Annotated in this window: 19 protein-coding genes; 12 read left to right on the top strand and 7 right to left on the bottom strand. The window is 64.7% G+C overall.

Translation table 11 applies throughout. The features are described from left to right. Positions 1-123 precede the first annotated feature (123 nt). A complete protein-coding gene (locus ACA027_RS14160; protein ID WP_370678856.1) occupies positions 124-1362 on the top strand; it encodes an MFS transporter in 1239 nt (412 codons plus the stop codon). A 293-nt stretch (positions 1363-1655) separates the two neighbouring features. Here the strand turns inward: ACA027_RS14160 and ACA027_RS14165 are convergent, their stop codons facing one another. Together ACA027_RS14165 and ACA027_RS14170 are read right to left on the bottom strand one after the other, a co-directional pair. Further along, positions 1656-2192 (bottom strand): TetR/AcrR family transcriptional regulator, encoded by a 537-nt coding sequence (locus ACA027_RS14165; protein WP_370678857.1) that lies wholly within the window; start codon positions 2190-2192, stop codon positions 1656-1658. Between the two features lie 128 nt (positions 2193-2320). Then, the gene (locus ACA027_RS14170) at positions 2321-2821 is read right to left on the bottom strand and encodes a flavodoxin family protein (RefSeq protein WP_370678858.1); all 501 of its coding nucleotides are present in this window, start codon (positions 2819-2821) and stop codon (positions 2321-2323) included. Positions 2822-2951: 130 nt separating this feature from the next. On the opposite strand from ACA027_RS14170, the gene ACA027_RS14175 reads away from it, so the two are divergent. From ACA027_RS14175 to ACA027_RS14190, 4 genes are all read left to right on the top strand, one after another. Then, positions 2952-3116, top strand: coding sequence for a hypothetical protein (locus ACA027_RS14175; RefSeq protein ID WP_370678859.1), 165 nt, complete (start codon positions 2952-2954; stop codon positions 3114-3116). A gap of 52 nt (positions 3117-3168) precedes the next feature. Continuing rightward, the gene (cls, locus tag ACA027_RS14180) at positions 3169-4671 is read left to right on the top strand and encodes a cardiolipin synthase (protein ID WP_370678860.1); all 1503 of its coding nucleotides are present in this window, start codon (positions 3169-3171) and stop codon (positions 4669-4671) included. Positions 4672-4818: 147 nt separating this feature from the next. Next, complete coding sequence (gene cynS / locus ACA027_RS14185; protein WP_370678861.1) at positions 4819-5262, top strand: cyanase; 444 nt, start codon at positions 4819-4821, stop codon at positions 5260-5262. Positions 5263-5327: 65 nt separating this feature from the next. After that, on the top strand, positions 5328-5741 hold the full coding sequence (locus tag ACA027_RS14190) for an SRPBCC domain-containing protein (RefSeq protein WP_370678862.1): 414 nt from the start codon (positions 5328-5330) through the stop codon (positions 5739-5741). Between the two features lie 53 nt (positions 5742-5794). On the opposite strand, the gene ACA027_RS14195 is transcribed toward ACA027_RS14190, so the two are convergent. Beyond that, positions 5795-7507 (bottom strand): tannase/feruloyl esterase family alpha/beta hydrolase, encoded by a 1713-nt coding sequence (locus ACA027_RS14195; protein ID WP_370678863.1) that lies wholly within the window; start codon positions 7505-7507, stop codon positions 5795-5797. A 180-nt stretch (positions 7508-7687) separates the two neighbouring features. On the opposite strand from ACA027_RS14195, the gene ACA027_RS14200 reads away from it, so the two are divergent. The 7 genes from ACA027_RS14200 to ACA027_RS14230 all read left to right on the top strand — a co-directional run bounded on the left by ACA027_RS14200 (position 7688) and on the right by ACA027_RS14230 (position 12679). Continuing rightward, entirely contained in the window at positions 7688-8080 is a 393-nt protein-coding gene (locus ACA027_RS14200) for a VOC family protein (RefSeq protein WP_370678864.1), read from the top strand. A gap of 8 nt (positions 8081-8088) precedes the next feature. Next, positions 8089-8550 carry an isoprenylcysteine carboxylmethyltransferase family protein gene (locus tag ACA027_RS14205; RefSeq protein ID WP_370678865.1) on the top strand — a complete coding sequence of 154 codons (462 nt, stop codon included), beginning with the start codon at positions 8089-8091 and terminating at the stop codon, positions 8548-8550. A gap of 16 nt (positions 8551-8566) precedes the next feature. Continuing rightward, the gene (locus ACA027_RS14210) at positions 8567-9181 is read left to right on the top strand and encodes a hypothetical protein (RefSeq protein ID WP_370678866.1); all 615 of its coding nucleotides are present in this window, start codon (positions 8567-8569) and stop codon (positions 9179-9181) included. Between the two features lie 75 nt (positions 9182-9256). Next, complete coding sequence (locus tag ACA027_RS14215) at positions 9257-9787, top strand: hypothetical protein (RefSeq protein ID WP_370678867.1); 531 nt, start codon at positions 9257-9259, stop codon at positions 9785-9787. Positions 9788-9794: 7 nt separating this feature from the next. After that, positions 9795-10379 (top strand): GNAT family N-acetyltransferase, encoded by a 585-nt coding sequence (locus tag ACA027_RS14220; RefSeq protein WP_370678868.1) that lies wholly within the window; start codon positions 9795-9797, stop codon positions 10377-10379. 83 nt (positions 10380-10462) lie between these two features. After that, complete coding sequence (murI, locus tag ACA027_RS14225; RefSeq protein WP_370678869.1) at positions 10463-11392, top strand: glutamate racemase; 930 nt, start codon at positions 10463-10465, stop codon at positions 11390-11392. Positions 11393-11557: 165 nt separating this feature from the next. Next, the gene (locus ACA027_RS14230; protein WP_370678870.1) at positions 11558-12679 is read left to right on the top strand and encodes a GGDEF domain-containing protein; all 1122 of its coding nucleotides are present in this window, start codon (positions 11558-11560) and stop codon (positions 12677-12679) included. Between the two features lie 55 nt (positions 12680-12734). Here the strand turns inward: ACA027_RS14230 and ACA027_RS14235 are convergent, their stop codons facing one another. The 4 genes from ACA027_RS14235 to leuA form a co-directional block, all read right to left on the bottom strand. Further along, complete coding sequence (locus ACA027_RS14235; protein ID WP_370678871.1) at positions 12735-13271, bottom strand: M48 family metallopeptidase; 537 nt, start codon at positions 13269-13271, stop codon at positions 12735-12737. A 104-nt stretch (positions 13272-13375) separates the two neighbouring features. Next, the gene (locus ACA027_RS14240) at positions 13376-14005 is read right to left on the bottom strand and encodes a DUF6806 family protein (protein WP_370678872.1); all 630 of its coding nucleotides are present in this window, start codon (positions 14003-14005) and stop codon (positions 13376-13378) included. Positions 14006-14515: 510 nt separating this feature from the next. Next, positions 14516-15628 carry a D-alanyl-D-alanine endopeptidase gene (gene pbpG / locus ACA027_RS14245; protein WP_370678873.1) on the bottom strand — a complete coding sequence of 371 codons (1113 nt, stop codon included), beginning with the start codon at positions 15626-15628 and terminating at the stop codon, positions 14516-14518. 283 nt (positions 15629-15911) lie between these two features. Then, positions 15912-17585: a 2-isopropylmalate synthase gene (gene leuA / locus ACA027_RS14250; protein WP_370678874.1), complete on the bottom strand. Its 1674-nt coding sequence runs from the start codon at positions 17583-17585 to the stop codon at positions 15912-15914.

The raw sequence follows: 17585 nt of genomic DNA on the forward strand, positions 1-17585 counted from the left end.
CATATGGCGGCTGCTAATCCCGGCCCAGGTCCGGGGATATGGCGGGGCGCTGTGCCGGGCGAGTCGTACAAGCGTACGATTCCGTTCTTTCGTACGTGCGTACGACAAATTTCTCAAACACCCATGCACCCGGACACCGCAACCCTCAGCGTCACCGCCACGCCTTCCGCTTCCCCGCTCACCCGCAGCAGCGCCTTGTTCGGCCTGTTTGTACTGGTGGGCCTGGCCACTTCCACCTGGGTCACCCGCACGCCCGCGCTGCGCGATGCGCTACAGGCATCCACCGAGCAAATGGGCATGGTGCTGTTCGGCTTTTCGCTGGGCTCCATGCTGGGAATTTTGACGGCCAACACGCTGACCCAGCGCCTGCATGCCCGCCGCGCCACCGGGCTGGGCATGGTGGTCAACCTCTGCGGCCTGGCGCTGCTGGCTCTGGGCACAGGCTATGCCAGCGTGCCCCTGGCCTTTGGCGGCTTTGTGCTGTTTGGCCTGGGCATGGGCTGGAGCGATATTGCCGTGAATGTGGAATGCGCCGCGCTGGAAAACGCCGTGGCCCGCCCGTTGCTGACCACACTGCACGGCTGCTTCAGCCTGGGGGCCTTGCTGGGCGCCCTGTTGGGCAGCCTGATGGCCTGGCAGAACGTGCCCGTGCTGTGGCATTTGCTGGGGGTGGCCGGGGTGGCGGCGGTGCTGAGTGCGCCGTTGCTGCGCCAGATTCACAACACCAGCGCGCGGGCTGCACAAGCGGCTGCAAACGAGGCCGAAGCGGCCGCCGGCTCGGGCTCCATGTTCCAGGCCTTCAAGCAGCGCGGCGTGCTGCTGATTGGCCTGTTTGCGCTGGGCCTGGCACTGGCCGAGGGCGCGGCCCATGACTGGCTGCCGCTGCTGATGGTGGACGGCTACGGCTTTGCCCCCGCGCAGGGAACGCTGATCTACATGCTGTTCACCCTGGGCATGGCCGTGGGCCGCTTTTCCGGCCAGGCCTTGCTGCGCCGCGTGGAGCGCCACACGCTGATGCGTGCCAGTGCCTGCGCCGCAGCCTGCGGCCTGGCGCTGGTGATTGTGGCCCAGCACCCGCTGCTGGGCGCCCTGGCCGTGGTGCTGTGGGGCCTGGGCGCGGCCCTGGGTTTTCCGCTGGCCTTGTCGGTGGCGGCCGAAGGCGGCGGCGCCAGCGCCCAGCGCGTCAGCGCCGTGGCCACGCTGGGTTATGTGGCCATTCTGGTGGGCCCGCCGCTGCTGGGCTTTCTGGGCGAACAGCATGGCCTGCGTCTGGCCATGCTGCCGGTGTTGACCATGGTGGCCATTGCCTGGGCCGTGGCTTATACGCTGCGCCCGCGGGGTCTGCAGCTGCGAGAGGTGTAGGTCAGCTCCCCCTGAGCCGCTGCGCGTCTTCACCTCTCTCACGCTACGCGTGGGAGGGGACGGCACCGGCGCCTACCAAGGGTACAGGCGGCCCTTGCGCGGTGCCCCTGGCTGCGCTGCGCCGGTTTTGTTCGTCTCGGGTCTTTAGCGCCTGGTGCTTGTTCGGCCATACCCGTGGGTACGAGGTGCCTATTCTTTCTCTGGCGCTATGCGCGGTAGGGATGGCAGCAGCGCGGTGAAGCGCCCCTTGTCCGGCGTCCTGACAAGGAGGAGCGCAGGGAAAGCTCCGCGGCTCAATTGCCCCGGGTCTGCAGCCCGGCCTGGGCCTGCACGGTGCGCAGAATCTGCGCCCTGGGCAAGGGCTGGGCGCCCAGCACCTGGTGGATGGTCAGGCCCTCGATCAAGGCATCCATTACCCGGGCCGTGTCGGCGTCAAAGCACAGCTGCAAAGCGATCTGGCTTTGCGCCATCCATTGGTGCATCACGCCGCGGTAGGCCTCGCTGCGCGCGGCCATGGCGTAGAGCTCGAACGACAGCAGCAAATGCGCGGTGGTGGGCCAGACCTCACCGCAAATCAAATCCACCACCGCCTCGCAGGCCTGCTCGGGGCCATTGGCTGCTTGCATACGGGCATGAAAGCCCTGGCTGATGGTGTCGGCAAACTGGCGAAACGCGGCCAGCAGCAGATCGTCAATGCTGGGGAAGTGGTAGGTCAGCGTGCCCGGGGACAGCTGGGCCTGCGCAGCAATCTTGCGGTAGGTGGCGCCCTGCACCCCACTTTCGGCAATCACGTGGAAAGCGGCATCAATGGCTTGCTGGCGGGTGTCCATGGGCGGTGGCAATCAAGAAACGGGTGACCAGGCCATGGTACTGCAAGCCATAACGGCTGTTGACGCAGGCACCAATTACGTTGGCAGCTATCAATTTAAGAATGCCTGCAACAGTACTGAAGAAGGGCTCAGAACACGCCCAGCGCCAGCCCGGTGGCCAGCGCCTCGCCCAGAGCATGGCTGGCGGCCAGGTCGGCAGCGGCGATCTGCTTGGGGGCCAGAATGGCCTCGGGCGTCTGGGCATGGGTGCAGACGATCAGGGGCTCGGCCACGGCTTTGAGCCGCCAGCCCGTAGCGATGCGCGCTATCTGCCGCGCGGCGTTGCTGCCATCGCTGCCGGCACAGACCAGGCTGGCATAGGGCCGGCCCTGAATGCGGTCCAGCACGCCGTAGTAGCTGCGGTCAAAAAAATCCTTCATCAGCCCGCTGATGGCGGCCAGGTTCTCGGGCGTGGCAAACAGATAGCCATCGGCATCCAACAGGTCCTGCGCACCGGCGGCGCTGGCATGCAACAGGCGCACGGTCACCCCGCCCTCGGCCTGCGCGCCCGCGCAGGCGGCCTCGGCCAGCTGACGTGTGCCGCCGGTGTGGCTGTGGTAGACGATGAGCAGGGTCTTGGCGTGGTCCATGCCTGCAGCATACGCGCGGCGAATGGCTATGGCCGACAAGTCTTTGCTACACACAAACGGCGTTCTCTGACAGACAGGCGGCCCTGCCTATGTTGCAATGCAAGAACTCCATTCAACCTGGGGTTTTGCCATGCGACGTACTACCCGAAATCCATGCCACCACCCGGTGCTGGCCTTTGTGGTCACCGCCATCTTGGCGCTGCTTGCCGCCTCCTCCCTGCTGGGGGTGGACATGGTGGCCAAGTCGGCGGATTCCATGAGTGCGCTGGACACCAGCGCCCTGCTCCCCCGCTAGCCCTGCACAGCCTGTCCCGCCCGCAGCGCAGCATTTCGGTATGCTGCCGGCCATGACCTGGCTGCTGCTTGCTCTGCACATACTCCTGATTTCCGCCTTCGGGCTGCGCATTTTGCTGCGCGATGACCTGCGCCCCGATGTCCGCATGGGCTGGCTGCTGGTGATGGTGCTGCTGCCCTATGCCAGCTGCCTGCTGTATTACCTGTTTGGCGAAGCGGCTTTGGGCCGTGGGCGCGGTCGCAAGCGTCTGAACACCCATGCCTATTTGCTGGCCCATGCCCCGGCCAGCCAGTTGCAGCAGCTGCAGCTGGGCAACACACCCCAGGCCGCGGCCGCCAGCGTGGGCGCAGCCCAGCAGGCCATTGCCCCGCCCTGGCAATGCGCCTTTGCCTATGCGGCCTCGGTCAACGGGTTTGTGCCCCAGGCCGGCCACCATGCCGAGCTGCTGGCCGATGGCAGCCAGGCCCGCGCCCGCATGCTGCAGGACATGGATGCGGCGCAGCAGGAAATCCTGGTGCTCTACTACATCTGGCTGCCAGACGAGACCGGCACCGCCATGGCCCAGGCCCTGGTACGCGCGGCCCAGCGCGGTGTACGCTGCCGCGCCATGGTGGACGGACTGGGCTCGCGCAGCCTGCTGCGTTCGCCGCTGTGGCAGCAAATGGCCGCTGCCGGCGTGGAGCTGGCCGTGGCCCTGCCCATACACCGCCCGCTGCGCGTGATGCTGACCAGCCGCATCGACCTGCGCAACCACCGCAAGATCACCATCATCGACCGCCACACCACCTACTGCGGCAGCCAGAACTGTGCGGACGAGGCCTTTCACATCAAGCCGCGCTACGCCCCCTGGGTGGACATCATGCTGCGCATGCAAGGCCCGCTGGTGCTGCAGCTGCAGTGGGTGTTTGCCAGTGACTGGGGGCAAAGCGGTGCCAAGCCCTTTGTGCCTCAAACTCCTGCACCCCAGCCCCAAGCGCCGGAAGATGGTGCGCCCGCCCCAGCGGAGGGCTTTGTCGCCGTGGCCATTGCCGATGGCCCCACGGAGCGCCCCCGCTCCACTCCCCAACTGGTGGCCATGCTGCTGGCCAGTGCCCAGCGGGAGGTGGTGATCTCCACGCCTTACTTTGTGCCCGATGCCACCGTGCTCGAATCCCTGTGCGCCACGGCCTGGCGCGGCGTGCAGGTCACCCTGATCCTGCCGGCCCGCAATGACTCCTGGGTTGTGGGTGCCGCCAGCCGCAGCAGCTACCGCCGCCTGCTGCAGGCCGGTGTGCAGCTGTACGAATACCGCCCCGGCCTGCTGCATGCCAAGACGCTGTGCGTGGATGGCGAGCTCAGCCTGCTGGGCTCCACCAATCTGGACCTGCGCAGCTTTGACCTGAACTTTGAAAACAATGTGCTGCTGCAGGACCACGCGCTGACCCAGGCCATACGCGCCAGGCAGCAGGACTACATCCACGCATCCCATGCCGTGACGGCCGCACAGGTCCATGCCTGGCCCTGGTGGCAGCGCATCTGGCACAACCTGCTGGCCATGCTCAGCCCGGTGCTGTAGAGCGCCCAGGCCCTCTGCCAATGGGCTGGCTCGCCCTCTTACTTTGGGTCAACGGTCTGCGCGCGCCCTCCACCTAAGATGCAGGCAAGGCCTCCACGGCCCAACGCCTGCCAACACCTGTTTTGCACCTGAGGAAAGGACTGCCCCATGAACCGCAACGACGTCACCGAGAAAATCATCACCACCAAGGTCAGCAAGGGCCTGAAATGGGAAGACGTGGCCAAGGCCGTGGGCCTGAGCAAGGAATGGGTCACGGCCGGCTGCCTGGGGCAGATGACGTTTGACGCCCGACAGGCCGCCATCGTGGCCGGTATCTTCGACCTCAGCGAAGAAGAGGCGAAGTGGCTGCAGGTGGTGCCCTACAAGGGCTCGCTGCCGACCTCTGTGCCCACCGACCCGCTGATCTATCGCTGGTATGAGGTGGTCAACGTCTACGGCAGCACCATCAAGGAGCTGATCCACGAGGAGTTTGGCGACGGCATCATGAGCGCCATCGACTTCAGCATGGACATAGAGCGCGAACCCCATGCCAACGGCGACCGGGTGCGCGTGGTGCTCTCGGGTAAATTCCTGCCGTACAAGGCCTATTGAGTTCCAGCCTGCGCCGGGGGCATATGCCCCAGGTACAGGCCTTCTTGCTTGCACAGGAGATGTTTATGCAGATCACGATAGCCACCACCATCAAGGCTCCGTTGGATGCCGTCTGGCATGCCTGGAACACTCCTGCAGACATCCTGCAGTGGAACACCGCATCGGATGATTGGCACACCGTGCGCTCTGAGGTTGATCTGCGCGAGGGCGGCCATTTCTCCTCCCGCATGGAGGCCAAGGACGGCAGCATGGGCTTTGACTTTGCCGGCAGCTACACCCGGATTGTGCCGGGCCAGCTGATTGCCAGCGACTTCGGTGGCCGCAAGCTGCTGGTGGAGTTTGAGGACACGCCCCACGGCGTGACCGTGCGCGAGACTTTTGATGCCGAGTCCTCGCACCCCATAGAACAGCAGCGCGCCGGCTGGCAAAGCATTCTCGACCGCTTTGCCCGGCATGTGGAGCAGCAACACAAGGCCTGAGGCCAAGGCCGGGGCTGCTGTGCCGCCCCCTTACTCCCTAGTGTCCTAGCGCCTTACTCCACCACACACTGAAAGCTGGCGGCGGCCCTCACATCACCGCTGCCCCGGTAGCGTGGCCAGGCCGGGTATTCACACAGCGGCCGGCTGCGCCCGGGTTGGCCCAGGGTGTCTTCCACCACCGGGCTTTGCGGTGCCGCGCCCTGGGTGACCCACAGGTCCAACGCGGCCAGGCTGTCCCAGGCCGCGTTGTAGATGGCGCTGACGGCATGGCCATAGCCGGGGACCTCGTAATAGCGGGCAAAGTCGCGCACTGCGGCCACGCCCATGGTCTGCACCAGGCGCTCGTAGTAATCGCGTGTGGCGCGGTGGCTGACCAGCACATCGGCCGTGCCATGGGCCATCAGCAGCTTGCCGCCGCGTGCGCGAAAGGCCGACAGGTCGGTACGGTTCACATCCTGCAGCCGGGTCAGAGCATCGATGCGCGCCTGCCAGGCACCTGGTTTTTGCGGGTCCAGGCCCAGGCTGTCGAACTGCGCATCGCGCGTGACGAAGTGGCGCACCCACTGGTCCCAGAACACGCTGTGGTAGGGCGCCTCCAGCGGCATGGGGCTGCGAGGCTGGCCCGTTCCCAGCGCCAGCAGCGTGATGGTGGGTGCTTGCAGCGTGCCACGCGCCAGCCCCAGGTCCGAGCCCCAGACGTTGAAGCCGGGGTACTGCGTCTCCCCGCTGCCCAGCGGGCGCTGGAAACGGATGGGGCTGTCCATCACCTTCAGTGCGGTGATCTGTGCATCCGATAGGCATTGCTCGCCACCGGCCACACCGCCTTCGCAGCGCAGCGGCTTGCCATCCACCAAAGCGGTGGCGGGGTCGAACACACGATTGCAGGCTGTGGTGTTGGAGACCACACCGTCCTCCACCCCATCCAGGTGGTCACAAGTTTGTAGCGCGCTACGCAGCAACTGTGCGCGCTGGGGCTGGGTGGGATAGGCTCCGGGCTGGGCCAGGGCGCGGGTGATGCGGCCAAACTGCAGGTCCAGCGCAGCGGCATTCCAGGCCGGGTACCAGGCGATCACACCATCAAAGTCCCGGGGCCAGCGCTGGGCAACGGCCAGGGCCTCGCGCCCGCCGGTGGAGCCACCGACAAAATACCAGCGCTGGGGCAGCTTGCCGTAATGCCAGGCCATCAGCTGGGCGGCCACATCACGGGTTTTCTTCAGCGCGTCGCCGCTGAAATTGCGCACCGCCTCATCGCTCACCCCAAAGCTGCCATCGCGGCTGGTGCTGGGCCCGGCCTGGTGGCCCGAATCGCTGGAGAAGGTGGCATAGCCCTGGGCCAGGGGCACCGGCGTGCGTGCCGGGCCGGCAGCGTAGTTGCCGGTCATGCTGGGGATGGTGCCGTTATAGCCACCGCCGCCGCCCATCAAGGCCTTGCCATTCCACTGCAGCGGCAGGTTGTACTGGGCTTTGATGGCGGGTGCGGCCCCATCCACCGGGCGAATGTCCACCAGCAGCTTGCAGTAGGCCCCCAGCGCTGCCACACCCTCACCACCGGCGGCCACCACCTGGGCCTGGGTCACCACCGCTCCCTGTGTGGGCAAGCCAATCTGAGCGGCCGCCACCTGCAGGCCTTGCAGCTGGGCACAGGCCAGCGGCTGGGCCGGCAACTGCGGCGGCGCGGTACCGCAGCCTGCCAAACTGCCCAACAGCGCAATGACCGCACCACCTGCCACCCCATATGGCAACACCCGAATCTGCCTGCACACCATGGCATCCCTCCCCGGTTGTGTAAAAACGCCCATTATTTGGGCCTGTGCAGCGGCCTACCCTCGGCCCGCCGCTGCACTGCGGGATAGTCAGGACATGGTTTTCCTGAGGTGTCATGCCCTACCATGCGCAGCATGCAGCGCCCGAGGCGCTGTCTTTTCTCCACCCTCACAAGGACTCCTATGCACCTGGGCTACACCATCATCTACGTACCCGACGTGGCCGCCACACTGGACTTTTGGCAGCGTGCCTTCGGCCTGCGCCAGCGCTTTTTGCATGACTCCGGCACCTATGGCGAGCTGGACACCGGTGCCACCACCCTGGCCTTTGCCGACCATGCGCTGGGCGACAGCAATTTCCCCGGCGGTCATGTGGCGGCCCATGCCTCGCCCCAGCCACTGGGCTTTGAGATTGCCCTGGTCACCGCCGATGTGGCCAGCGCCCACGCACAGGCCCTGGCCCAGGGCGCGGCAGAGCTGGCCGCACCCAGCACCAAACCCTGGGGCCAGACCGTGTCTTATCTGCGCTGCCCGGATGGCACGCTGGTGGAGCTGTGCACACCCATGGGAGGCTGACCCGGGTCATGTCCACACTCGAACACAAGATTCCGCCCCCTGTCGTGGCCCTGCTGTGTGCAGCCCTGGCCTATGGCCTGGCTGATGGACTGCCGCAGGCCACACTGGAGGGGCTGCTGCGCCTGCCGCTGGCGGTGGTGCTGGCCTTGTGCGGTCTGGGTTGTGATATGGCCGGCCTCTGGGCTTTTCGCCGCCACCGCACCACGGTCAACCCGCTGACGCCGGGCAAGGCCAGCGCCGTGGTGCAAGACGGCATTTACCGCTTCACCCGCAACCCCATGTATGTGGGCATGGCCCTGCTGCTGACGGCCTGGGTGGCATGGCTGGGTGCGCCGCTGGGCCTGCTGGCCCTGGCATTGTTTGCGGCCTATATCACGCGCTTTCAGATCCTGCCCGAGGAGCGTGCACTGCAGGCCAAGTTTGGCGCGGACTACGCTGCCTACTGCGCCCGTGTGCGCCGATGGCTGTGAACCGACACGTCCACCCATGAACGCCCTGTGTGCCCCGGATGCCTCGCGCCAGCAGCGCTGGCTGGCCTGTGGTTTTTTGCTGCTGATGCTGGGCGCGCTGGCACCTATTCTGGTGCGCAGCTTTGTGCCCGCCACTGGCTGGCAGCGCATGGCCCTGGTGCTGTCGCTGGTCTTGGCCGCAGCAACCGGCCTGCTGCTGCGCCGCTGGCATCGCCTGGGCCTGTGGCGGCCGGGCGGCCCCTGGCTGCACTACAGCCCACGCAAGCGCTGCTTGATGCTGCCGCTGTGCGTGGCCTTCACCGTCTTTATCCTGTGGCTGAACCTGGCCCTGACCCTGCCCATGGCCTATACGCGCTGGCTGGGCCAGGAGGTACAGCAAAGCACCACCGCCCACAAAAAGCGCGGCAGCAGCCGGCGCGCATGCAGCCACCAGCTGCGGCTGACCCATGTCGACTACTGGCTGTTCGAGTTCTGTGTGGACCGCAGCGACTTTGATGCCTTGCCCGATGGCCCGCTGCCTGTGGACCTGCAAGGCCGGCGCAGCATGCTGGGCACCTGGGTGCGCGCCGTGCAGCTGCAACGCGGAGACAATACAGACCCTGACCCTCTCCAGCGCCCACCCCCACCTTGACACGTTAGGCGCTGCAGTGCCTGCCTGCATTTTCGGGATCTGGCTGGATCGCCCTCTTTCGTTTTCTCCTTGCCCATGACTGTTTTTCTGCTTCCCTTGATGGCCCTCGCCGCTTGCGCCTTCTCACTCAGCGCCGCCCTGCACCTGTGTGTGCTGACAGGCCGGGCCCCCACCTGGCTGCCCCTGCCCTTGGAGAACTACAGCGGTGCGCTGACCATGGGTATCTTCGTCGTCTGGTTTCCTGCCGTACTGCTGGCACAGCGCATGCATCCGACAGGGAGTGGGACGTTTTCCTGGCGTGCCCTGCTGGCCGGCTGCCCGCCCTGGATGCGCTACGCGGCCGGCGGCCTGTTCATCTACGCCTTTGTCAATTTCTTCCTGAGCGTGCAGCGTGTGGCCGACGACCCTTTGAGTGCACTGCGCCCCATCACCGGGCATGCCATGCTGTTTTACGGCGTCGCCTTTTGCATTTTCTTTTCCGCCTGGCGACGCCCACGCATATTGGCGCAATTGGAGTGCCCGTTGGGCCACCGCCTGCGCCACGGTGACCGCTTCTGCCCGGAATGCGGCGCCAGCGTAACGCCTGCAACACCCGGTCAAGACTGAGAGCGCCATGATGTTCCCCCACCTTCCCCACAGCTTGCTCACTCCCCGGCTGCGCCTGCGCCCCTGGCAGCCAGCAGACTGGCCAGCCTTTGCTGCACTGAATGCCGATGCCGAGGTGATGCGCTACTTTCCCGAGCCGCTGACCACCGCACAAAGCGACGCACTGGCCGATGAGATCCAGCGACGCATCGCACGCCAGGGCTGGGGTTTCTGGGCCGTAGAACACCTGGAAAGCCGGCAGTTCATCGGCATGATCGGCTTGAACACGCCCACCCCTGCCCTGCCGTTTTCCACGCGCAGCCAGCCCTGTGTGGAAGTGGGCTGGCGCTTGGCGCGCCCCTGGTGGGGCCAAGGCCTGGCCAGCGAAGGCGCACGCGCGGCGCTGGACTTTGCCTTTCAGGTGCTGCAACTGCCCGAAGTGGTGAGCTTTACCGCCCTGCCCAATCTGCCCTCGGCTGCCGTCATGCAGCGCCTGGGCATGCAGCGTGACCCCGCCACTTTCGAGCACCCCGCCCTGCCCGCCAACCACCCGCTGCGCCGCCATGTGCTGTATCGCCTGGCGGCCCCGGAGCCCTCCGCCCTGAAAGCCTGAGAGCGTGTTCTGTGGCCCCAGTTGCGCCCGGCCACTGCAGCCCGGTGCATACTGGGCCGTTTTAAAAGCCTGCCCCCCGCGCCATGCCTGCCTCACTTTCCGCATCTCCTGTTCTGCCTCCCAGCTTTCAGGCCCCCATCGGGGTGTTTGACAGCGGCATTGGCGGCCTGAGCGTGCTGCAGGCCTTGCGCCACGAACTGCCGCATGAGCGCTTTGTCTACCTGGCCGACAGCGGCAATGCTCCTTATGGCGAGCGCGGCGATGCCTTTGTCATCGCGCGCACCCGCGCCATTGCCCGGCATCTGGTGCAGGCCCATGGCATCAAGGCCCTGGTGATTGCCTGCAACACCGCCACGGCAGCAGCCGTGGAGCTGCTGCGTGCCGAGCTGCCCGATCTGCCCTTGATTGGGGTGGAGCCCGCACTCAAGCCCGCCTCGCTGTCCAGCCAGACCCGGCATGTGGGCGTGATCGCCACGCGGGGCACGGTCAGCAGCCAGCGCTTTGCCCGCCTGGTGGGCGAGCATGGCGGCCGCGCGCAGTTTCATGTGCAGGCCTGCGATGGACTGGCCCGCGCCATTGAACTGGGTACCGAAGCGCCGCTGCCTGCAGACCCAACCGCTACCGAAACCAGAGCGCTCTGCACTCTCTACACGGGCTTGTTAGGCAGTTTTGGCGTCAAAACCGGGCAGATGGACACCCTGGTGCTGGGCTGCACCCACTACATCTTCGCCAAGGATGATTTGCGCAGCCTGCTGGGGCCGGAGGTGCAGCTGATCGACACCGGCGCGCCCGTGGCCCGGCAAACCCGCCGCCTGCTGGCCGCTGCGGGCCACCTGGCCCCGGAACCCGCCGCCACACCGGAGCATGCCGTGGCCGGCCCGACGCAGCTGCAGCTGATGACCACAGGCAGCCTGGCCGCCTTGCAATCTGCGGCCCAACGTTGGCTGCAACTGCCCGCAACGTGCTGCCAGCAGGCGGACATGCCGCAGCAGCCCGCGGCCGCCCACAGCTAGCAGCGCTGCTGCGTCGCCCACGCAGCACACTGCAGGCATGGCACCGCTGCGCCGGCACAGCCAGCGCCTTGCGCCCGCCATCCTCCTGACCCGATGGCCGGCCGCTGCACCCCAGCCCTGCTGTCTAGACTTTGCGGTTGCACGCACTCCCTGCAGCTCCGAACCGTGGCGCACACCCATCCCCTGCACTATTGGCTGTATGGCCAGACCGACTTTGCTCCCAACGAAGAAGTGCAGGCCTTTCAGCACCGGCTTCTGGTGACCATTGCGCTGATTGCTGCAGTCAGCAACGTGGTGCGGATTCTCATCTACTGCCTGACGGCCTGGGGGCAGCCTTATCTACACGCAGTCACCACCAGCTGGCTGGGCTTTATGCTGCTGAATCTGGCGCAGTGGGGCTGGATGCGAAAGCATCCACGCCAGCTGTTGGCCACAGGGCTGTGTACGGTCTTTCTCTACGCTTCCAACCTGTTTGTCACCGCATGGTGGCTGCCTCCTGACCCGCTGCTATCCATATGGCTGGCCTTGCTGGTGTTTGGCAGCTTCATCATGCTGGGTCACTTCTGGGGCTGGTGTTGTCTGGGCCTGGCAGTGGGCGGAGGCTTTTGGCTGCTCCATCTTCACGACTTCTCTGCCTACCCCAATACCCTGACGACCTTGTGCCTTGCCATGATCGCCAATGCCATCGCTGGCCATATCTATGTCGGCCGCTTCTACAAGCTCTACCACCGATTGGAACAACACCAGCAGGAGCTGCGACACCTGGCCAGCCATGACCCGCTGACCCACACCCTCAATGCACGCGCCTATTACGAGCAGTCCAATGCCCAGCTGCAGCTGTGCCAGCGCCTGGGCTTGCCGGTATCCGTGCTGTTTGTGGATCTGGACCACTTCAAAAGTATCAATGACAACCACGGCCATGCCATGGGAGACCATGTGCTGCACCAATCCAGCCAGGTGCTGCAGCACTGCTTGCGCGACAGCGATCTGCTGGGCCGGGTTGGCGGGGAAGAGTTCTCCATTTTTCTGCCCAACACCACGCTGGACAGCGCTTACAACGTGGCCGAGCACATACGCGCCGCACTGGAAAAGCAAGCCATTGTTTTCCTCGGCCAGTCACTGCGCGTGACCGCCAGCATTGGCGTGAGCTGCAGCCCGGCCCACTGCGATCCGCCTCCCGCCATGGAGCGCCTGCAGCAGCGCGCCGATCAGGCCATGTACAACGCCAAGCATGCAGGGCGCAACCGCGTGGCCTGCGAGGAGCTGATGGCGGTGCAGGTTGTTTAAAAAACACTCGGAGCACCCGCTTTTCCATGGCGCAAAGCCAAGAGGGACAGCGGCGCTAGATCGATTCACCCCACAAACGCGCACCACCGGCTTCCACATGGCTCAGGTACAGACGCACCTCGAACTCGTACTGGTGGTAGTCGGGCTCCATGTGCGTGCACAGGGCGTAGAACGCCTTGTCGTGCTCCAGCTCGCGCAGATGGGCCAGTTCATGCACGGTAATCATGCGCAAAAAAGCCTCGGGGGCCTGCCGAAACAGCGCGGCAATGCGGATCTCATGCCGGGTATTGAGCCGACTGCCCTGAACCACGCTGCGGCGGGTGTGCGTGCCCAAAGCATTGCGCACCACATGCAGCTTGTTGTCGTAAACCACCTTATGCAAGGTGCCTGCCTTGCGCAGAAAACTGGATTTGAGCGCATCCACATAACCGAACAGCGCCTTGTCCGTGCGCAAGGCATGGGGGGTGGGGTGGCGCTTCAGCAGCCAGTCACGCGCGCCCTGGGGCTGGGCCAGCAGGCTGTGCACCTGGTCCTGCAGCGCAGCAGGATAGGCCGCCAGATAGGGCAGCGCGAGCGGGGGAGATACAGACATGGGCGCGGGTATGAGACGCGGGTAAGGGCCGGATTACAACCCAGGCCAGGAATGCAAGGCAGAGCCTCCCGGCATGGGAAGCCTGCCCGGAGCCTGCTGCCAGCTCAATGCAGGTGACGCGGCCGGCGGCCGTTGCCGCCATGGCCACCTGCTGCACCGCCGGGGCCGCGCGGGAACTTGCCCAGCTCCAGCGAGCTGACCAGGCTGTCAAAGCGCTGGGTGAAGAGCTTGTCGATCTCGGTGACCACGCCGCTGAGCTCGGAGGCATCGAAGTGGCGTTCCATCATATTGATCACATCCTGGACCAGCAGGTCGCGCTGCACCTGCATGATGGCCGCCGGAGTGGGGCCCACGAACAGCATCACAAAGTCGTCGCGCGACTGGGCTTCGGGGCCCTCTTCCTCTTCGTCGAACTCGGCGTCGTAGAACGTCACCTCGATGGAAGCGCCCTGTTCGGCCAGCTCGTTCAGGCCCATGCACATATCGTCCAGCGCCTGGCGGAAGTCATCGTCACCCGAGACGGTCCAGCACATCTGCAGCACATGCTCCTTGGCGTTGTACTGGATGCCAGGCTCCTCCTCATAGGCGCTGGCAGCACCGTCGGCCAGCGAGCGTGCTCCGGCATAGGCCCACAGCGGCTTGAGCGCTTCTTGCAGCTGCTCAAAGGTCACATCCGCGCGCAGCACTACCTGGCCGTGGACGTGGATTTCAAAAGGGGCGTTGTAGCTTGGCATGTTCTGTCCGTTTATTCCTCGACCTCGGGCCGAGGCAGCCGTGCGGGCAAAGGCGCTTATTCTCATCTGATGTGGCGCCGGCACAGCAATCAAAACCGCATTTTCGCATGTATGCCCCTGCGGCAGCGACACCTTTGCCCAGCACCCACACCCGCCAGACCGGTTCCGCTCCTCGCCCCCATGCAAAAAGGGACCTTCCGGTCCCTTTTCCTGGCTTGCCTGCCGAGGCAGGCGACATGTCTTAGAACGTGTTCAATGTCTCTACGCAGGCGCGTTGGAACGCAATCGGGATGAGTTCGAAGCGGTGGGGCGCAGCTTGCACCCGTGTGCAAGCAAGCTTCAGCGCGAAGAAATCGCCCGATTTCGCTCCAACCCTGCGGGCCAGTGCCTTTGCGGGCGGTCTACTGTGTTGCGAATCCTCGCAATAGCACGGCTATTGCTGCGGTGTCGCGCCTTGTATCCCATCCCCCAAAGACGCTGGCGCGCCGCGAGGAGACTTTGAACACGTTCTTAGCCCTTGATGCGGCTGGCGATGGGGCTCGAGGGAACCTTGCCCTCCACCCAATGGCGCACACGCTCTGCATCGGCCAGGCGGCTGAATTTCCCGGCCGAATCCAGAAACACGATGATCAGCTTGCGGCCCGCCACATGGGCCTGCATCACCAGGCAACGGCCGGCTTCCGAGATGTAGCCGGTCTTTTGCAGGCCGATGTCCCAGTTGTCGCTCTTCACCAGGCGGTTGGTGTTGTTGAACTGCATCATGCGGTTGCCCACCGCCACCTCCATATTGGGCGAGGTGGACAGCTCGCGCAGCAGGGGGTCGGCATGGGTCACATTCACCAGGATGGCCAGGTCATGTGCGCTGGACTGGTTGCTGCTGGACAGGCCTGTGGGCTCCACATAACGGGTGTCCGCCATGCCCAGCAACTTGGCCTTGGCATTCATCTGTCCCACAAACGCGCCCAGGCCACCGGGATAGGTCCGACCCAAGGCATGGGCTGCGCGGTTTTCACTGGACATCAGGGCCAGATGCATCATTTCGCCGCGGGTCAGCGTGGTGCCCACACGCAGGCGTGAGCTGCTGTGCTTTTCGGTGTCCACATCATCCTGGGTGATGGTGATCTGCTCGTCCATGGGCAGCTTGGCCTCGGAAATCAACAGCCCCGTCATCAGCTTGGTCAGCGACGCAATGGGCAGCACGGCGTGGTCGTTCTTGCTGAGCAGCACTTCCTTGGTGTCCTGGTCCATCACCAGGGCCACGCTGGACTGCAGGTCCAGCGGGTCATTCACCTGGTGCAGCCCTGCCATCTGCCCGAATGAAGGACGTGCCACAACCATTCCGGCGGCTGCAGCGGTGGCTACGGTCGCCTTGCGTGCATTGCCGCCGCGTTTAGGCGCCGCCTTGGCCACCACGGCTTTTTTGCGCTCGGCCTTGACCTCCACGCGTTTGCGTGGTTCGGCCTTGGCTGGGGTCTTGGCCGAAGACTTGCTCGCCGTGGCACTGACTTGTTTTTTGGCGGGCTGCTTGCCGGGTGCCGCCTGCGCGCTCAGGGCGCAGGCCAGGGTGAAAAATGCCAGCGCTTGGGCGATACGGCGAGGTGCAGGTCGGCGGAGGGAGTGCATGCGAATGCTCCGGCAGCAAAAAAATGGGAGGCATGCGGGATTAAAAAACAATCGAATCAATGACTTACAAAGACATCCGCATGCCGATTCTTAAATTATATTCTTGGCACAAATTTTTGCACATGCTTCTTCAAAAAAACTGAAGCATTCACTTCGCTTTCCGTCTGGGCGGAGCAGCAAAAAGCCCTGCCTTTTCAGAGAAAGACAGGGCTTGCTACTCGCGAGTCGCCCACAGAGAGAGCCAACCCCTACATCAAAGATGCAGGGGTTGCGGGTTCTGCGCTCAGACTGCCACCGCTTGCTCGGCAGCCTGTGGCGTGCGGCGCAGGCCCGACAAAATGGCCCGCATGGAGGCCGAGACGATGTTGGCATCCTTGCCCACACCGTGCACCACTTCCGCCTCATCCACCCGCACTTCCACATAGGCAATGGCCTGTGCGTTGGCACCCTCACCCACGGCATGCTCGCTGTAGTTCAGCACCCTCACGGTGCGGCCTACGGCACTGCTCAGGGCCTGCACAAAGGCATCGATGGGACCGGTGCCCTGGCCTTCCAGCTCCAGGCGCTGGCCTTGCCAGTCCATGGTCGCGGACAGCGTGACCACGCCCTCGTCTTCCTGCAGACGGTATTGCGGAGTACGGAACTCACCCAGGCCATATTCACGCTGGAACAGAGCCCACAGGTCGGCAGCCGTGAGCTCCTTGCCGGACGCATCCATTTCGCGCTGCACGGCCTGGCTGAACTCGATTTGCAAGCGGCGGGGCAGTTGCAAGCCATATTCGCTTTCGAGCAGATAGGCGATACCGCCCTTGCCCGATTGGCTGTTCACGCGGATCACCGCTTCGTAGCTGCGACCCAGGTCCTTGGGATCGATGGGCAGGTAAGGCATATCCCAGATATCGCCATCTTGGTAAGCGGCGAAGGCCTTCTTGATGGCGTCCTGGTGGGAGCCGGAGAAGGAGGTATAGACCAGGTCACCCACATACGGGTGGCGTGGGTGCACGGGCAGCTGGTTGCAATATTCCACCGTGCTGCGGATGTCGTCGATGTTGGAGAAATCCAGGCCAGGGTTCACACCCTGGATGTACATATTCAGCGCCACGTTCACCACATCCAGGTTGCCGGTGCGCTCACCGTTGCCGAACAAGCAGCCTTCCAGGCGGTCGGCGCCGGCCATGAGGGCCAGCTCGGCAGTGGCAGTGCCGGTGCCACGGTCGTTGTGGGGGTGCACCGACAGCACCACACTGTCACGGCGCGCGATGTGGCGGTGCGTCCACTCCACCATGTCGGCAAAGATATTGGGCGTGGAATGCTCCACCGTGGTGGGCAGGTTGATGATGCACTTGTTCTGGGGCGTGGGCTGCCACACGGCGGTGACGGCATCGATCACGCGCTTGGAGAATTCCAGCTCGGTGTCCGAATACATTTCGGGCGAGTATTGGAAGGTCCACTGGGTTTGCGGGTAGGTGGCCGCGATGTCCTTGAACATCTGGGCATTGGTGGTGGCCAGTTCGACGATTTCGTCTTCGCTCATGTTCAGCACCACGCGGCGCATCACCGGCGCCGTGGCATTGTAGAGGTGAACGATGGCGCGGGGCACGCCTTCCAGGGCTTCAAACGTGCGGCGCACCAGGTGTTCACGCGCCTGGGTCAGCACCTGCACCGTGACATCGTCGGGGATGCGGTTTTCTTCGATGAGCTTGCGCATGAAGTCGAATTCCACCTGCGATGCGGAGGGGAAACCGACTTCGATTTCCTTGAAACCGATGGCCACCAGTTGCTCGAACATGCGGATCTTGCGTTCGATGTCCATGGGCTCGATCAAAGCCTGGTTGCCATCGCGCAGGTCCACGCTGCACCAGACAGGGGGCTTGGAAATCACCGCATCGGGCCAGGTGCGATCTGTGAGGCGCACCGGAGCGAAGGGGCGGTATTTGGTAGCGGGATTCTGCAACAT

Source organism: Comamonas sp. GB3 AK4-5 (assembly GCF_041320665.1).
In the GTDB taxonomy this organism is placed as follows: Bacteria; Pseudomonadota; Gammaproteobacteria; order Burkholderiales; family Burkholderiaceae_C; genus Comamonas.

Bases quoted from the DNA above. Each gene is read 5' to 3' on its own strand.
- ACA027_RS14215 (WP_370678867.1), top strand. From the start codon at position 9,257: ATGACTGTTTTTCTGCTTCCCTTGATGGCCCTCGCCGCTTGCGCCTTC.
- cls (WP_370678860.1), top strand. From the start codon at position 3,169: ATGACCTGGCTGCTGCTTGCTCTGCACATACTCCTGATTTCCGCCTTC.
- ACA027_RS14240 (WP_370678872.1), bottom strand. From the start codon at position 14,005: ATGCCAAGCTACAACGCCCCTTTTGAAATCCACGTCCACGGCCAGGTA.
- ACA027_RS14175 (WP_370678859.1), top strand. From the start codon at position 2,952: ATGCGACGTACTACCCGAAATCCATGCCACCACCCGGTGCTGGCCTTT.
- ACA027_RS14235 (WP_370678871.1), bottom strand. From the start codon at position 13,271: ATGTCTGTATCTCCCCCGCTCGCGCTGCCCTATCTGGCGGCCTATCCT.
- ACA027_RS14210 (WP_370678866.1), top strand. From the start codon at position 8,567: ATGAACGCCCTGTGTGCCCCGGATGCCTCGCGCCAGCAGCGCTGGCTG.
- ACA027_RS14205 (WP_370678865.1), top strand. From the start codon at position 8,089: ATGTCCACACTCGAACACAAGATTCCGCCCCCTGTCGTGGCCCTGCTG.
- ACA027_RS14160 (WP_370678856.1), top strand. From the start codon at position 124: ATGCACCCGGACACCGCAACCCTCAGCGTCACCGCCACGCCTTCCGCT.
- pbpG (WP_370678873.1), bottom strand. From the start codon at position 15,628: ATGCACTCCCTCCGCCGACCTGCACCTCGCCGTATCGCCCAAGCGCTG.
- ACA027_RS14200 (WP_370678864.1), top strand. From the start codon at position 7,688: ATGCACCTGGGCTACACCATCATCTACGTACCCGACGTGGCCGCCACA.
- ACA027_RS14165 (WP_370678857.1), bottom strand. From the start codon at position 2,192: ATGGACACCCGCCAGCAAGCCATTGATGCCGCTTTCCACGTGATTGCC.
- ACA027_RS14220 (WP_370678868.1), top strand. From the start codon at position 9,795: ATGATGTTCCCCCACCTTCCCCACAGCTTGCTCACTCCCCGGCTGCGC.
- ACA027_RS14170 (WP_370678858.1), bottom strand. From the start codon at position 2,821: ATGGACCACGCCAAGACCCTGCTCATCGTCTACCACAGCCACACCGGC.
- murI (WP_370678869.1), top strand. From the start codon at position 10,463: ATGCCTGCCTCACTTTCCGCATCTCCTGTTCTGCCTCCCAGCTTTCAG.
- ACA027_RS14190 (WP_370678862.1), top strand. From the start codon at position 5,328: ATGCAGATCACGATAGCCACCACCATCAAGGCTCCGTTGGATGCCGTC.
- cynS (WP_370678861.1), top strand. From the start codon at position 4,819: ATGAACCGCAACGACGTCACCGAGAAAATCATCACCACCAAGGTCAGC.
- leuA (WP_370678874.1), bottom strand. From the start codon at position 17,585: ATGTTGCAGAATCCCGCTACCAAATACCGCCCCTTCGCTCCGGTGCGC.
- ACA027_RS14195 (WP_370678863.1), bottom strand. From the start codon at position 7,507: ATGGTGTGCAGGCAGATTCGGGTGTTGCCATATGGGGTGGCAGGTGGT.